Source organism: Streptomyces sp. RKAG293 (assembly GCF_023701745.1).
GTDB lineage: Bacteria > Actinomycetota > Actinomycetes > Streptomycetales > Streptomycetaceae > Actinacidiphila.
In genome coordinates this window covers 450,676-464,696 of record NZ_JAJOZB010000001.1, presented here as the reverse complement: position 1 = coordinate 464,696, position 14,021 = coordinate 450,676, and the positions used below count along the sequence as shown (strand labels likewise).

The 14,021-nt window shown below is 70.2% G+C and carries 14 protein-coding genes and 1 pseudogene; 8 read left to right on the top strand and 7 right to left on the bottom strand.

Annotated features, from left to right (window positions below; genetic code table 11):
- Positions 1-42: 42 nt before the first annotated feature.
- The 3 genes from LNW72_RS01945 to LNW72_RS01935 all read left to right on the top strand — a co-directional run bounded on the left by LNW72_RS01945 (position 43) and on the right by LNW72_RS01935 (position 2,083).
- Complete coding sequence (locus LNW72_RS01945; RefSeq protein ID WP_250973697.1) at positions 43-405, top strand: DUF1304 domain-containing protein; 363 nt, start codon at positions 43-45, stop codon at positions 403-405.
- Positions 402-968 (top strand): TetR/AcrR family transcriptional regulator, encoded by a 567-nt coding sequence (locus LNW72_RS01940; protein ID WP_250973696.1) that lies wholly within the window; start codon positions 402-404, stop codon positions 966-968. The genes LNW72_RS01945 and LNW72_RS01940 overlap by 4 nt, the downstream gene beginning before the upstream one ends.
- A gap of 146 nt (positions 969-1,114) precedes the next feature.
- The gene (locus LNW72_RS01935; RefSeq protein ID WP_250973695.1) at positions 1,115-2,083 is read left to right on the top strand and encodes a YhjD/YihY/BrkB family envelope integrity protein; all 969 of its coding nucleotides are present in this window, start codon (positions 1,115-1,117) and stop codon (positions 2,081-2,083) included.
- Positions 2,084-2,139: 56 nt separating this feature from the next.
- Here LNW72_RS01935 and LNW72_RS01930 read toward each other — a convergent pair whose 3' ends face one another.
- Entirely contained in the window at positions 2,140-2,775 is a 636-nt protein-coding gene (locus LNW72_RS01930; protein WP_250973694.1) for a carbonic anhydrase, read from the bottom strand.
- A 385-nt stretch (positions 2,776-3,160) separates the two neighbouring features.
- On the opposite strand from LNW72_RS01930, the gene LNW72_RS01925 reads away from it, so the two are divergent.
- Entirely contained in the window at positions 3,161-4,525 is a 1,365-nt protein-coding gene (locus LNW72_RS01925; RefSeq protein ID WP_250973693.1) for a diacylglycerol kinase family protein, read from the top strand.
- A 43-nt stretch (positions 4,526-4,568) separates the two neighbouring features.
- On the opposite strand, the gene LNW72_RS01920 is transcribed toward LNW72_RS01925, so the two are convergent.
- The gene (locus tag LNW72_RS01920) at positions 4,569-5,774 is read right to left on the bottom strand and encodes a DUF2254 family protein (protein WP_250973692.1); all 1,206 of its coding nucleotides are present in this window, start codon (positions 5,772-5,774) and stop codon (positions 4,569-4,571) included.
- A gap of 177 nt (positions 5,775-5,951) precedes the next feature.
- Between LNW72_RS01920 and LNW72_RS01915 the strand changes: the two genes are divergently transcribed.
- Entirely contained in the window at positions 5,952-6,623 is a 672-nt protein-coding gene (locus LNW72_RS01915) for a GAP family protein (protein ID WP_250973691.1), read from the top strand.
- Between the two features lie 79 nt (positions 6,624-6,702).
- Here the strand turns inward: LNW72_RS01915 and LNW72_RS01910 are convergent, their stop codons facing one another.
- From LNW72_RS01910 to LNW72_RS01900, 3 genes are all read right to left on the bottom strand, one after another.
- Positions 6,703-8,058, bottom strand: coding sequence for a glycoside hydrolase family 15 protein (locus tag LNW72_RS01910; protein ID WP_250979982.1), 1,356 nt, complete (start codon positions 8,056-8,058; stop codon positions 6,703-6,705).
- Between the two features lie 17 nt (positions 8,059-8,075).
- Positions 8,076-8,597, bottom strand: coding sequence for a trehalase-like domain-containing protein (locus LNW72_RS01905; protein ID WP_250973690.1), 522 nt, complete (start codon positions 8,595-8,597; stop codon positions 8,076-8,078).
- 84 nt (positions 8,598-8,681) lie between these two features.
- Complete coding sequence (locus tag LNW72_RS01900) at positions 8,682-9,299, bottom strand: hypothetical protein (protein ID WP_308401866.1); 618 nt, start codon at positions 9,297-9,299, stop codon at positions 8,682-8,684.
- A 15-nt stretch (positions 9,300-9,314) separates the two neighbouring features.
- Between LNW72_RS01900 and LNW72_RS01895 the strand changes: the two are divergent.
- Positions 9,315-9,593 (top strand): annotated as a pseudogene (locus tag LNW72_RS01895) (DUF2252 family protein); the annotation flags it as partial.
- Between the two features lie 133 nt (positions 9,594-9,726).
- On the opposite strand, the gene LNW72_RS01890 reads toward LNW72_RS01895, so the two are convergent.
- Together LNW72_RS01890 and LNW72_RS01885 are read right to left on the bottom strand one after the other, a co-directional pair.
- Positions 9,727-9,978, bottom strand: a complete 252-nt coding sequence (locus tag LNW72_RS01890; RefSeq protein ID WP_250973689.1) for a hypothetical protein — start codon at positions 9,976-9,978, stop codon at positions 9,727-9,729.
- A 505-nt stretch (positions 9,979-10,483) separates the two neighbouring features.
- The gene (locus LNW72_RS01885) at positions 10,484-11,200 is read right to left on the bottom strand and encodes a TetR/AcrR family transcriptional regulator C-terminal domain-containing protein (RefSeq protein ID WP_250973688.1); all 717 of its coding nucleotides are present in this window, start codon (positions 11,198-11,200) and stop codon (positions 10,484-10,486) included.
- A gap of 176 nt (positions 11,201-11,376) precedes the next feature.
- Between LNW72_RS01885 and LNW72_RS01880 the strand changes: the two genes are divergently transcribed.
- Both LNW72_RS01880 and LNW72_RS01875 read left to right on the top strand, forming a co-directional pair.
- On the top strand, positions 11,377-13,026 hold the full coding sequence (locus LNW72_RS01880) for a CocE/NonD family hydrolase (protein ID WP_250979980.1): 1,650 nt from the start codon (positions 11,377-11,379) through the stop codon (positions 13,024-13,026).
- A gap of 227 nt (positions 13,027-13,253) precedes the next feature.
- Positions 13,254-13,925: a DUF5701 family protein gene (locus LNW72_RS01875; RefSeq protein WP_250973687.1), complete on the top strand. Its 672-nt coding sequence runs from the start codon at positions 13,254-13,256 to the stop codon at positions 13,923-13,925.
- The last annotated feature ends 96 nt before the right edge of the window (positions 13,926-14,021 follow it).

The following is a 14,021-nucleotide window of genomic DNA, read 5'->3' as shown; positions in this document are numbered from 1 at the left end:
ATGGACACCTGTCCATAAAGCTTGCGGTAGACGGGAATGACAATGGAAACGACGGCGAATGTCCTGGTCGGCCTGGTGGCCGCGCTGCACGCGTACATCCTGGTTCTGGAGATGTTCCTGTGGGAGAAGGGGCCGGGCCGCAAGCTCTCCGGTTTCGATGCCGACATGGCCCGCGCCACCGCGCCACTGGCCGCGAACCAGGGCCTCTACAACGGCTTTCTGGCGGCCGGGCTCGTCTGGGGCCTGATCGCCGGCGACCCGACCGGATTCCGGGTCACGGTCTTCTTCCTGGTCTGCGTGCTGGTCGCCGGGGTGTACGGCGGCGTCACCGCGAACCGGCGCATCCTGATCGCCCAGGCGCTGCCCGGCGCGCTGGCCCTCGCCGCCGTCCTGGCGGCCCGGTGACAGCCCCGCCGGCAGACCCCCGGGCGGCCAGGACCAGGGCCCGGCTGCGCCAGGCCCTGCTCGACGAGTGCGCGCAGCACCCGCTCGCGGACGTCAGCGTCGCCGCCCTGGTACGCCGGGCCGGGGTCGGCCGTGCCACGTTCTACCTCCACTACGGCGGCCTGGAGGCACTGGCCGTCGACGCCTGCGCCGACGTGGTCCGCGACGCGGTGGACGCCCTCCACGCCTGGCGCGGCACCCCCGACCCGGAAAACCCGCCGCCCGCACTGGCCGCCTTCTTCACCGGCCTCGTCCCGCACGCCGGCCTCTACCGGACCCTCCTTCGCCCCGGTGGTGGCGGCCCCCTCGGCCAGGTACTCCATCAGGATCTGCGCGCCCGCAGTCGCGCCGAGCGCGCCCTGGTCGGGGCACCACGGCCCGACCTGATCGCCTCGGCCGTGGCCGCGACCTTCGCCGGCGTGCTCGCCGACTGGCTGCACGGGCTCATCGAGGCAACTCCCGAAGAGATCACCCATCAGATCTGGAACCTGCTCGTCACCCTGCACCGCACCCGACTGCTCTGACGGACCGGCACTGCTTCGCTCTTCACCACCCAAGGGCCGAGACGCACTGTTCGCAGCTCGGGGAAGCATCCGTGTCGCCCGTCGTGGACCTCCTGACCGTCCGTTAGGCTCGGCCGCCATACAGGATCCGCTGTACAGGATCCGCCATGCAGGTTCCGATCTTCACGGAGGGCAGGACGTCAAGGATCAATCGCGAGCGGCTGGTCAGAACACTGACGTTCTGGCTGCGTCCCGTCTTCGCGTTGCGAGTCATCAACCGGTTTCAGAGGATCGTCGGGTTCGACCGCTCGATGGCCCTGGCCTCCAGCGCTCTCACCGCACTGGTTCCGCTCGCGATCCTCGGCGGCGCCGCCCTGAGCGGAGTCGTCGACTACGACTCCGCGGACCGGATCATCAAGCGCTACGGCCTCTCCGGGGCGGGCGCCGATGCGGTCAACTCCCTGCTCTCCCCTGCCGAGAGCACCACCACGAGTGTGGGCGTCTTCGGGGTGGTGTTCCTGACGGTCTCCGTGCTGAGCTTCGCGCGGGCGTCGCAGCGGCTCTTCGAACAGACATGGGAACTCAAGCCGCTCAGCGTGCGCAACACCCGGAACGGCCTGTGGTGGATCCTCACTCTTGGCGCCTACGCACTGGTCACGGGGTGGCTCGCCGCAGCTCTTGGCGGGCGCCAGCTGAGTCTGGTGACCGCGGCCTGTGAGGCATCGGTATCGGGCGTGTTCCTTGTCTGGAGCGGCTGGATCCTGTCAGCCAAGCGGATCCCCTGGCCCGACCTGATCCCTTTCGGCGTCACCGCAGCCGTGTTGACAGCTGTGTATTCGTGGGGCGCAACCCTCTACCTGCCGCGTCTCTTCAACTCCTCCACCTCACGCTACGGGGTGGTGGGTGCGGTCTTCGCGATGATCTCGGCCCTCTTCGCAGCCATGCTCGTCCTCGTCGCATCGGCCGCACTGGGACGAGAAGTGCGGGACGAGCTCAGCCGGATCCGTCAGGGCCATCGCCCTTCAGACCATGAGGTCCGCCAGCAGTGGGACAGCCTGGTCGAGCAGACACGGTCGCGTTGGCGCACGGCACGGGAACAGGTCTCTCATCGTCGGACCAAGGGTGCGGACCACTGAGTCAGGTCGTTGAGGGATTCCGCGGTACCGCATCGGTGGCGCACACCCCGCGGGGTTCACGCTTGGTGGAAGTCCACGGCTCCCGAATCCAGTGAGTAGTAGGCACCGATGACGCGGGCCCGTCCCTGGGATTCGAGTGGTTCGAGCATCGAGTCATGGTGCAACTGCTCCACGGTCAGGCGGATCTGCGCCCGTACGGTGTTGTCCACTTGGTCGCCCGGAAGCGCCTTGGCCGCCTCGTAGGCCGGTCGGAGGGCCTCGACAACGTCCTCGAGGTGCGCGGGCGCCGCCCGGCCCGCGTTGAGTGTTTCCACCGCGAGACCGACCGCGCCGCAGCGTTGGTGGCTCATCACGACGAGCAGCGGCGTCAACGCCTCGTCCACTCCGTACTCCACCGCGCCCTGCACCAGGCCGTCGTTGGTGTGGGCCGCGGTCCGCACCACGAAGAGATCTCCGACACCGCAGTCGAAGACGATTTCCGGGGGCACGCGGGAATCGATGCACGAGAAGACGGTCGCCATGGGGTCCTGCCCAGCTGCCAGGGCCGCACGGCGCGCGACCGTCCCGTGCGGATGGACGAGCTGCCCGCCGACCCAGCGCCTGTTCCCCTCCAGCAGCCACTGCAGGACGCCCTCGGGCGTGATCGGGCCGCGCTCCCGTCCGCTGCGGGGAGGGACGGCGGGCTCCATCATGTGGGCGTCTCCTCAAGGAAGGCGGTGCCATGGCGTGCGACATCTCATCAGTAGTGACTCGAACGGCATGGCCGGGTCGACGGGCAGAGACGCGGCATCGCGACCCGCGCTCCGCGCTCCGCGCGAACTGCTGACGTCCAGTGAAATCCGTCGGTTCGACGCCCGCGACTCGTGCAGACCCCTCCGGGCACCCTGGGGGGCCGACCGGGGCGGGGTACCAAGCCCCGTGGTGCTCGGCACCGGGACGGGGACTCCGGATGCGGAGGGGTTGTCGTTGTGTTCGGATGCGACAAGGTGGCCAAGCGGAGCGTGGTTCGGCCGGTCGGGTGAAAGGGCTGCTTCATGGGGCCGGCGGACCCTCCCCACCCACCGTGGAGGAACGGTTATGGACACGAGTGATGGCGGCACGATGGCGGGTGCCCGGCTGCTGGCGCGGCTTTCGCTCCTGTGCGGGCTGGCAGCGGTGGTGATCCTGCTCGCGTTCACCGGGGCGGGCGGTCCGCTGATCCTCCTGATCGGGCTGGCGGGCCTGGTGGTCGCGGCGGTGGGGGTGTGGTGGGCGCTGGCGCATCGGGGCGTGGTGCGCGGCGCGGGTGCGCTGCTCGCTGTCGGGGCTCCGGCGGCGGTGCTGGTGTTCTATGCCCGGACGGGCCTCTGGGTGGTGGCGCTGGCGTCGTTGTTGCTCGGTGGCGCCGCGCTGACCTGCGGGCGAGTGGCTCTGCGCCGGGCGCGGCCGCACGTGGGCATGGCGGCGATCGTCCGTCCGGCGCCGGTACGGCCGGTGCTGATCATGAATCCGATGTCAGGGGACGGCAAGGTGGGGCGTTTCGGGTTGGTGGAGAAGGCTCAGCGGTTGGGTGCGCGGGTGCTCCTGCTGGATACCGCCGTGAGCACCGATGTGGCCGCCTTGGCGCGCCGGGCGGTGGCCGAAGGGGCTGACCTGCTCGGCGTGGCGGGCGGTGACGGCACCCAGGCCCTGGTCGCGGCGGTCGCGGCGGCACACGACCTCCCCTTCATGGTGATCAGCGCCGGGACCCGCAATCACTTCGCGATGGACCTGGGTCTGGACCGCACTGACCCCTCTCGCTGTCTGGACGCGCTCACCGATGGCGAGGAGCTCACGGTCGACCTCGGCGTCGTGGCGGGCCGCCCCTTCGTCAATACCGTCTCGTTCGGGGCCTACGCGCAGATCGTCCAGAGCCCGGAATACCGCACCGCCAAAGCCGGCACCGCCCTGAACGCCCTGCCCGACCTCCTCCTCGGCGACCAGGGCGAACGGCTCGACGTCCACGCGGACGGCACCCGGCTGGAGTCCCAGCAGGCGCTGCTCGTGAGCAACAACCCGTACGCCGCCGTCGACCCGCTCGCCGCCGGCCGCAGAACCCGGCTCGACGGGGGCACCCTGGGCGTGCTCGGCATCCGGGTGGACGGCGCGGTCCAGGCGGCCGAGCTGGCGGTGCGCGGAGGCCGGGCAACTGGGCTGCACGTACTGACCGCTCACCAGGTCACGGTCCACGCCGCTGCGGAGACCATTCCCGTTGCCGTCGACGGCGAAGCCCTGAACCTGCCGACCCCGGTCACCTGCAGCATCAACTCGGGCGTACTGCGGGTGCGGGTGCCCAGGAGCCGTCCCGGGGCGCCGACGGCCAACCCGCCCCTGAACTGGCGGCACCTCATCGCCCTGGCATTCTCCCGGTCGCGGTCGACTCCGGGCAGCGGTGATCGCACGGGGGAGGCGACCGGCACGTAAGCCCAGAATCAGGCCGACGCCCGCAGGGCAGGTGCCGCCATGGTCAATGGCTGTCGGTGTCGGCTGCCGGGTTCGGTGCCGAGGAGGCAGGGAAGCAGCGCGCAATCAGTTGCTCCACCCGGGTGAGCCGTTCCCGGAGTTGCGGGCGGCGTGTCTCGGGGCCGGCGTCCAGGACGTGCTGCAGCAGAAGACGGATCCGGTGGAGGGCCAGGGGGATGGTCTGCGCACTGTTGATCACGTCGTCGAGGGCGGTGCTGAGGTACCGGTCCCAGTCCGGGCCAGGCACCATGACCCGCAGCGTGCCGTCGGCGTCGTGGACCCGGCCGACGTCGAGATCGCGGTCGGCCAGCAGGAGCAAGAGGTCTTCGATGTGGTCCAGGGCCTGCACGGCGGTGGCCGGGTCGTTGATCGCCGGGGACAGACCACGCAGGGCGATGTCCGCCAGTAGCCGCATTCCGATCTCCGGGTCCTGGTCGAAGGTGCGTTCCACTCCTGGTGCCAGGGCTGCCAGGAGCGCGTCGGGTGGAAGCGTGCCCGCGTGGATGCGTGCCACGGGACGGTTCCTGACCAGCAGTTGGCCAGGAGCCTGGCACAGCACGATCAGGCAGTCGTGCGTGCGAGCCACCTCCACCAACGTGGGAACGTCGATCCCGCACAGCACTGCCCCGTAGTCGGGCCAGAGGACAGGAGACCCGTCGGCCTCGGCCGGCAGGCCGGACCCGGCCGAGGCCTGGTCGCCCAGCGGACGGTCGTGGACGGTGTTGACGACGTGTCGTGTCCGGTCGCTGATCGCGTGCAGGCAGGGGCCGAGTTGGATCGAGGCGAAGGCACGGCTCCGCAGCGTGTACATGAACGCCAGCGTGACCAGTGCCAGGATCATCGCGATCACCGGGACCGCGATGGAGACTTCCGTTCGGCTGATGATGGACAGCGCCGCGGCGATGCAGAAGACGAAGACCCCGAGGGAGAAGGCGAACGTGCGCCACACGATCGGGTCGTCGCGGAACAGGCCCAGACGCGGTGTGAACGTCGTCGCGGCCCACTGAACGACCAGGAACAGCAGCGAGAAGATGATGCTGACCAGGCCGATCACTCCGAAGCCCAGGGCGAACAGCAGATCGGCCGCGCGATCGGCACCGATCATCGGGTGAAGCGCGACGTGGGGGAGGAGCAGTCCCGCTCCCAGGCCGACCGTGACGCACAGGGGCCTGTGCCAGACTCCGTCGCCGTTCCCGCTGTCCGAACCCACCTGCCGACCAGGTGGGGCCGGGTCGGAGGCTGCCGCGGAGTGCGCTGAGATTGGCCACAATCTGCATTCTCGGCCCCCGGCCGGTCGAGCGACAGGCGGGACCGCCGCAGGAGTGGTGCAGGGCCGGACGAGGCGTGAACATGAGGGGACGGCCGGCCCGGTGAGAGGGGTGTGACGATGGTGCTCGACCTGGTCCTCATCGGTCTGGCCATCACGCTCTATCCCCTGCCGATCATGGCTTTCGTGCTGGTGCTCTCCTCACCCGGCGGCGTCTGGAAGGGGCTGGCGTTCATCCTGGCCTGGTTGGCGTGTCTGGTGGCCGTGATCGGTGCGGTCCTGATCCTGACCGGCGGTGAGCCGCCCGCGCCCAGGAGCCCGCCCTCCACAGCCGCACTGGCCGCCAAGCTGGCCATCGGCGTCTCCCTGGTCCTGTACGGCGAACACCGACGCCGCAGCCGCCGCTCCTCCGCTCCCATGGACACGGCTCAGCCCGCCCCGGACGCGGCCGCGCCGCCATCCCGGATGCACCAGGCGTCCGTGTGGTCGGCCGCCGGGCTCGCCGTGCTGCTGCAACCCTGGGGGATGGTCGCCGCCGCGGCCTCCACGGTCGTGGAAGCGGACCTCGCCCACGGCGCGACCTACGTCGCCCTGCTGGCCTTCTGCATCCTCGCCACCGCCAGCCTTCTGACGATGGAACTCCTGATGGTCTTCACACCAAGGAGGGCCGAGCGGATCTTGACCGGCCTGCGCTCCTGGCTGGCAGCACACCAGGACCAGGCCATTGTCGCCATCTGCTTGTTCCTGGGGATCATGCTGGCGGGCAGGGCCATCTTCGAGCTGACGAGCTGACGAGCTGACGAGCCGACGAGCCGACACGTTGACCCGAGCCCGCACGAAGCCCTTTCGGCACCGCCGGGCCCTTTGCGGCTCACCTCCCCTTCAGGTCCTTCCACCGGTCGATCCAGAAGGCGTCGGCGCCGGGTTGGGCGTGAGCGGGGTTCAGTACTGCTCCGATGACGCCGAGATGGCTGAAGCCCTGAGGGAAGTTGCCGAGCTGTTCTCCCGTGCCGGGGTCGATCTCCTCGGCCAGCAGTCCAAGGTCGTTGGCGCAGTCCAGGACCCGGGTCAGGTACGTCTCGGCGGCGTCGGTACGGCCGGCACGGGCCAGGGCGGACGCCATCCACAGGGTGCAGAAGACGAAGGTGCCCTCCTCGCCCTGCAGCCCGTCCTCGCCGAGGTAGCGGTAGACGTGACCGTTGCGCGTCAGTTCGGCTTCGATGCGGTCGATCGTCGCCAGGATCCTCGGATCGTCGGGCGGCAGGAAGCCCCGCAGGCCCACCTGCAGGGCCGAGGCGTCGAGCTCATCGTGTTCGAAGGCCCGCAGAAAGGCACCGGTCTTCGGGTCCACCCCCCGGGTCTCCAGGGCGGTGCGCATCTCCTGGCGCGCGTCCTGCCAGCGCTCACGCACCCCCGGGTCCTGGGTCAGCGCAGGGTTCAGGTCCAGGATGTGGAGACCGCAGTCCACGGCGAGCCGGGCCATCAACTTGGAGAAGACGAAGTGCCGCCGTCCTCCGCGGATCTCCCAGATCCCCTCGTCGACCTCCTGCCACCGCTTGATGTTCAGCTCCACCACGTCGCACAGAAAGGCGGCACCGCGCGGCGTCAGTGTCTGCGCGCCGCGCAGCTTCAGGACGAGGAAGGCCGCGGCCAGCAGTTCGCCGTAGGTGTCGAGCTGGAACTGGTCCCAGGCGCCGTTGTCCACCCGTACCGGGCGCGACCCGCGATAGCCCTTCCGATGGTCGAGGTCCACTTCGTGGAGCAGCCGCTCCCCACCGATGCCGTACATGATCTGCAGGTCCTCGGCCCGGCCTGCGGTGGTGCGCAGCAGCCAGTCCGCGAAGTGCTGGGCCTCTTCCAGGTACCCGATGGCGCCGAGGGCGGCCAGCATCGCAGCGGAGTCACGCAGCCAGGTGTAGCGGTAGTCCCAGTTGCGCTCGCCGCCGATCTCCTCGGGCAGCGAGGTGGTGGGTGCCGCGGCGAGGGCTCCGGTCTCGTCGTAGATGAGCCCCTTGAGGACCAGGGCGCTGCGCACCACGGCGTCGCGGTGCGGGCCTTGGTAGGTGCACCGGGCGGCCCAGTTGGTCCAGAAGGCGATGGTCTCCGCCGATCGGCCGCTCAGGTCCGCGCGGGAGAACCTGCGGACGGTCAGCGCCCCGGCCGCCGCGTAGGTGAGGGCGACGTAGGCCACCTGCCCCTGGTCCACGCTCGCACGAGACGTGCACATGCCGGTCTCGTCGGTGCTCAGCGCCCCCAGTTCGCTCTGCAGGAGCAGGGAGTCGGGGCCACCGGTGACCACGGCCAGGTCCTCGTCCGGGTGTTCGACGAAGGGAGTGGTGAGCCCGTACTCGAATCGGGGAGCGAACTCCAGCCGCAGTTCCACGGTGCCTGTCTCGCCGCGCACGGTGCGCAGGAGCAACCCGTCCGGGGGTCGGCGCTCGACGCGGCCGGGACGGGTGAGGTCTCGCGTACCGGCAGACAGTCGGTGACCGTCACGGCCCCGGTGGCGGTCTCGAAGCGGGTTTCCAGGACGTTGGTGTCCGGCAGGTAGCGCCGGGTGGTGGTGTACTCCGCGACCGGGGCGATGCGAAAGTAGCCGCCTCGTTCGCGGTCCAGGATCCGGGCGAATACCGAGCGCTGGTCGAAGCGGTGGAAGCACGCCCACTCCACTGACGCGTCGCGGCCCACCAGGGCCACCGAGTGGCAGTCGCTGAGGAACGCGTAGTCGGAGATCGGGGGGAAGCCCGTGTCGGTCGCGTCGGTCATGTCGGTTCCTTTGTGCGAGGGTCCGGCGGAAGGACATCTGTCGGGGGAGCGGATTCGCGGGGTGAGCGACGGTCGGAGTGCCGGTCAGGCGGTGAAGTCGAGGATGACCTTGATGTCGTCCGGGTCCCGGTGCAGTGCTTGGACGATGTCGTGCGGGGCGACGCGCCGGGTCACCAGTCCCTCCAGCCAGCCCCGGTCCGCCCGGCTGAGTGCCCGGGCGGCCAGGTAGTAGTGGCGGCGGTTGGCGTTGACGGAGCCGAAGAGCACGAGATTGCGCAGGACCGCGGTGGTGGCGAGCCCGCTCTCGATGCCGCCGGCCGAGCGGTCGGTCAACGACCCGACACCGGTCAGACACACGATGCCGCCGGGCGCCGCCACCTCGGCGGACTGCTGGATCAGCGCGGGCACCCCGGTGCACTCCACGACGATGTCCGGACTCAGCCCCAGGTCCGCCACCGCCCCGTTGTGATAGCGAGCCCCGAGCGCCTCGACGAGCACGGGTTTGGGGCCACCCGTGACCTGGTCCATCACATGAACCTCAAGCCCCCGCTGCCGAGCCAGCAGAGCGGCCAGCAGCCCGATCGGACCGGCTCCCACCACCAGCACGGTGCGCGGGTCCCAGAACGTCCGGTGACCGATCGCGTAGATGTGCTCCCACGCCTTGGCCACCACCGAAGCCGGCTCCAGCAGGACCCCCAGCACGCCCAGCTCCGGGTCCACATGCGTCAACTCCACGACTGGAAGGGCATCTTCGAGCCCTCCCTGATGGTGCCGAGGGGCATGCGTACGTTCGCGGAGCTCTGCGGCGCCACCCTCGCCCGCGCCCACGCCAGGTCCGGGGACCGCATCGCCATCGCCTCGTACCTGGGCCGCCGCGACACGTTCGACCGAGCCCTGGTGACGTTCTCCGAAAGCTACGCCGACCAGAACGAGAGCGACCACCGGGCGCTGACCGAAGCCGTCACGTCCGGCCGCGTCAGCGCCGAAGCCACCTAGCCTGCATGCGGCCGTCCTGCTGACGGCAGGCAGCCACTTCATCCCCGGTACCGCACTACGAGCCCAGCGTCGTGGCCCTGCTCGGGCCGGGACCGCTGATCGCGCGTAAACCCCGGTCGGCACCGACGACGTGTCAGTAACCCCAGCGCCCCCGGCTGCCGTCCTGGCGGCAGTAGATCATGCGCCCGTTCCCCGCGTGCGTGGAGTTGCCGATGTCGGCGTTGCGGCAGAACTGGCCCGCGTTGTAGCAATTCCCCGCGTTGGAAACGATCTCGCACTCGGCGGGCGCAGGCTTTGTTGTGTGCGGGGCCTTGGTGGTGGGCCTCGGTGTGGCCGTGTGCCGGGTCGTCGGGGCGGTGGTCGGCGTCTTCTGGCCGGTGCTCACGACGGGGGTGATCGAAGGGGAGGGTGCGGCGGTGGTTGAAGGCGACGGTGTCGGGACGGGGGAGGACGTGGTCGGGACCGCCGAAGCAGCGGTCGAGGACGGGGCGGTGGCGGGTGCGTCGCTGGGGACTGGGCCGCAGGCCACGGCGATCCCCGCCACCACCACGGCGACCAGTGCCCGTCGGACAGCTCCCCTGCGCCGTCCGCGCCGGATGCCGCCATCATTCATGTCGCTTCGGGCGTTGGTGTCGCTGTTCGGATCGGCGCTGTGCATCGGTACCCCCACCAGAAGCCCGCCAGAGAAGGCACATCATATGAACGGCCGTCCGGCTCTGGCGGGTTTCGGTTGAATCGTGACCAACGCTCCATGTACGGCAGGAGGCGGGGGTGGCGGCCACCGATCCGGGTGGTCGTCGCCACCGCGGCGGCCGGCGGGTGTCGGATCCCCCCTCACAGCCCTCGCAACCGGTCATTTGTGAGAACGGGCACGGTGCGACGGGGCGGGATCAGTCGGTGTTCAGGCCGTCGATCAGGCGGTTGAGGAACCGGGTGAAGGTGGCTTCGGGTGTGAGGGGGCGGCCGGGGGCGGCGAGGGCTTCGGCGAGTTCCGGGTGACGGCCGTCCGCAGCGACAGCGGTGAGGTAGCGGACTTCGGCTGCGACTCGGTCGGGGGACCGCAAGGCTGCGGCTCCCGCGATCTCATGGGCGACGTGCCCGGCCACGAATGCGGTGAGTTGGGCGAAGACCTCCAGCTTCGCCGCACCGTCCAGCCCGGTGGGCCGCAGGGCGGCAAGCGCGCGTTCCAGGAAGGCCAGGGTGTTGGGGCCGGGGATGCGGCGGCCGGCCAGAGCGGCGGGCAGCCAGGGGTGCCGCAGCATGTGGGCGCGCTGGAGGTGGGCGATGGCCTTCAACTCGGCACGCCAGTCGCCGGTGGGCGCGTGCGCGGTCGGCAGTTCGCCGCTGACGTGGTCGACCATCAGTTCCAGCAGCGTCTCCTTGTCGGGGGCGTAGCTGTACAGCGACATGGCGCCGGCTCCGACCTCTGCGGCGACTCTCCGCATGGTGACCGCTTCGAGCCCCTCCGCGTCCGCCAGGGCGACGGCTGCCGCCGTGATCGCCTCTCGGCTGTAGGCGGGCTTTCGGCCCCTACGGGGCTTGGTGGAGCCCAGCCAGAGCTGCTCAGGGTCGACACCTGGGGTGCCGGCCTCTCCTGCACGGGGCATGGTCCGCGCTCCTCCCTTGATCGAGGCGGCCCTTGCGGGTCTCATCCAAGCATGAGGTATTCTCGTACATCGTACGGATAAAGAGGAGGGGAACGATGGCAGCACGCACGAACGGTTCCGCGACGAGGCCGACCTGGGCACCACCTTCCGGTAAGCCGCCACTGGCCTCACGGATCATGAGGGCGACCTGGCGCGGCCTCCCGGCCAAGCGGCACGATGTCGGGTGGGAGCCCGGGCTGCTGGTGCCGGCCGCCGACGGCAGCCCGCTGATCACGGACCACTACTTCCCACGCGCCGAGGGCGACTTCCCCACCCTCTTGGTGCGCTCGCCGTACGGCAGGGGCCTGCCCTGGTCCCCCATGTACGGCATGCTCTTCGCCGAACAGGGCTTCCACGTGGTGCTGCAGAGCTGCCGCGGCACCGGTGGTTCCGGCGGCGAGTTCGACCTGTGGCGCAACGAGGCCGCCGACGGCCAGGCCACCGTGTCCTGGCTGCGCGGGCAACCCTGGTTCAACGGAACGCTGGGGACCGTCGGCCCCAGTTACCTGGGCTATGTGCAGTGGGCCCTCGCCGAGGACCCGCCACCGGAGTTGAAGGCGATGGTGGTGCAGGTGGGACTGCACGATCCGCACGCCTTGTTCCACGCAGACGGTGCGCTCCGCCTGGAGAACGCCCTCGCCGTCGGCGTCGGCATGACGTACCAGCACCAGGGGATGGCACCGTTCCTGAGGGCGACTCTGCGTCTGCAGTGGCGGCTGCGTGCTGTCACCGCCGCGTGGCCGCTGCGCGGGGCGTACGCGTCCGCCCTCGGGGGCGATGTGCCCTGGCTGGACGACGTGATGTCACACCCGGACGCCGAGGATGCGTACTGGCGCGGCGCGTCGTTGGCAGCGGTGGCGCAGCGGCTGACCGTGCCGACCAGTTTGATCACCGGATGGCACGATGTGCTGGGCGACCAGACCTTCGAGCAGTACCGCCGACTGCGTGCGGCCGGCTGCGAGACCGCCTTGCTCGTCGGCCCCTGGACCCACACATCCGCGCTGCAGCAGGGGTGGCCCGAGGTGTTCGCCGAGAGCCTCGCCTGGCTCCGCGCGCACCTGTACGCCGATCCCTTCGACCTCCGCCCCACCAGGGTGCGCGTGCACGTCGGCGGCGAAGACGACTGGCGGGACATCGACGACTGGCCGCCTGCCCCGGTCGTCAGCCCGTGGTTTCCCACCGCGCAGGGGGACCTCGCCCAGCAGGCTCCCACGGAATCCGCACCACTGATGTCGTTCCGCTACGACCCGAGCGACCCCACCCCCTCGCTCGGCGGCCCGCTGCTCTCCCGTACGGCCGGTCCTCGCGACAACAGCACCCTGGAGATCCGGGACGACGTACTGACCTTCACCGGCCCCCCGCTGACCGAGCCCCTGGACATTCTCGGCCCGGTCTCCGCGCGGCTGAGCATCTCCACGGACACCGGCCACGCCGACGTCTTCACCCGCCTGTGCGACGTGGACGCACAAGGCCGCTCCGTCAACATCTGCGACGGGCTGGGCCGACTGCGGACGGACGGGCAGGAGCCGTCGCAGATCACTGTGCCGATGAGTCACGCCGCCCACCGCTTCGCCGCCGGTCACCGCATACGCTGGCAGATCAGCGGAGGCGCCCATCCGCGCTACGCCCGCAATCCCGGCACCGGGGAGTCGCCGGTGGACGCCACCACCTTCACACCGGTGCGCATCACGCTCCATGCGGACTCAGCGCTGATGCTTGCGGCACCTGCCCACGGTTCCGGGCTCAGCCCCACGGTGAACAGCAGACACGCCGGACTCGACGGTTGACCGAATCACCCCAGGGCCTCGTTCTCCGCCTCCGTCGGGAAGTGAAACCGCCATCTGCGACAAGACCGGCAGCATGGCGGTTTCGGGCGGCAAATACATCGCCCGGAACAACGAGTGGGGTGCGGGAGCGGATCGCGGGCAGCGCCGGAGGTGGCAGGGGTGGGAATGTTCCGGCGGGCCGCCTCGTTCACTCGGGGCTCGTCCACGTCGCTACCCCTGGGAGCATTGTGCCTGAAACCATCCCCGTCACCTCCACCGTTCTCCCGGCCCTGCCGCCCTTGGGCGTGCAGGCCGAGCGTCTGATCGAGTTGGGGGTGCATGAGATCGCCGGGCTGCCCGCCGCCGAGTTTCGTACGTTCGCCGAAGCCGCCGAGAGTGCTGGCGCCGGCGAGGGCGCCCTGCTCGCTGTTCACCCGGACCAAGCCCCTGCCTCCGCCCTGGCGCCGCTGCTCCACCGCGACGGCAAGCCGGGTTTCGTCGTCACCGACATGCCCGACGTCGACGTGTTCGCCCCACTGGAAACGGTCGCGCTGCCCGACGCCCCCCTCTACCTCCTCATCGGCCTCGACCGCGGTGACCAGATGGCCAACTGGAGCCCGGACGAGGCGCTGCCCGCCCTCACCGCACAGGCCCGCACCCCCTTGGCGCTCACGGAGGGCATCCACTGGGTGATGCAGCAGCCCGCCGTCCTGGAGCGTAATCACTGCTTCATGACCATCGGTTCCCGGCTGCGCAAATCCAACGGCGCCCTGGACGCCCGTACTCCGGCGATCTGGATCAGCAACGGCACCGGGCGGGACTGCCGCGAGCGCCGCAACGCCCCCAAGGTCGGCTGGTGCTGGGCGGGCAACCGGCACACCTGGCTGGGCTTCGCCTCCGCAACGGCCCGCCGGGTCTAGGGCGGGTATCGGGCCGTACTCGCCGATCGGCGAGTACGGCCCGTACTCCGAGTGTTGCGCCGGCAGTTCGAGGGCGTGGCCTGGTGGGTCAGGGTC

What these genes read in the sequence shown, in the direction of transcription:
- LNW72_RS01935 (WP_250973695.1), top strand. Translation starts at nt 1,115, where the DNA reads ATGCAGGTTCCGATCTTCACGGAGGGCAGGACGTCAAGGATCAATCGC.
- LNW72_RS01910 (WP_250979982.1), bottom strand. Translation starts at nt 8,058, where the DNA reads ATGTGCACGTCTCGTGCGAGCGTGGACCAGGGGCAGGTGGCCTACGTC.
- LNW72_RS01885 (WP_250973688.1), bottom strand. Translation starts at nt 11,200, where the DNA reads ATGCCCCGTGCAGGAGAGGCCGGCACCCCAGGTGTCGACCCTGAGCAG.
- LNW72_RS01945 (WP_250973697.1), top strand. Translation starts at nt 43, where the DNA reads ATGGAAACGACGGCGAATGTCCTGGTCGGCCTGGTGGCCGCGCTGCAC.
- LNW72_RS01905 (WP_250973690.1), bottom strand. Translation starts at nt 8,597, where the DNA reads ATGACCGACGCGACCGACACGGGCTTCCCCCCGATCTCCGACTACGCG.
- LNW72_RS01915 (WP_250973691.1), top strand. Translation starts at nt 5,952, where the DNA reads ATGGTGCTCGACCTGGTCCTCATCGGTCTGGCCATCACGCTCTATCCC.
- LNW72_RS01880 (WP_250979980.1), top strand. Translation starts at nt 11,377, where the DNA reads ATGAGGGCGACCTGGCGCGGCCTCCCGGCCAAGCGGCACGATGTCGGG.
- LNW72_RS01925 (WP_250973693.1), top strand. Translation starts at nt 3,161, where the DNA reads ATGGACACGAGTGATGGCGGCACGATGGCGGGTGCCCGGCTGCTGGCG.
- LNW72_RS01930 (WP_250973694.1), bottom strand. Translation starts at nt 2,775, where the DNA reads ATGATGGAGCCCGCCGTCCCTCCCCGCAGCGGACGGGAGCGCGGCCCG.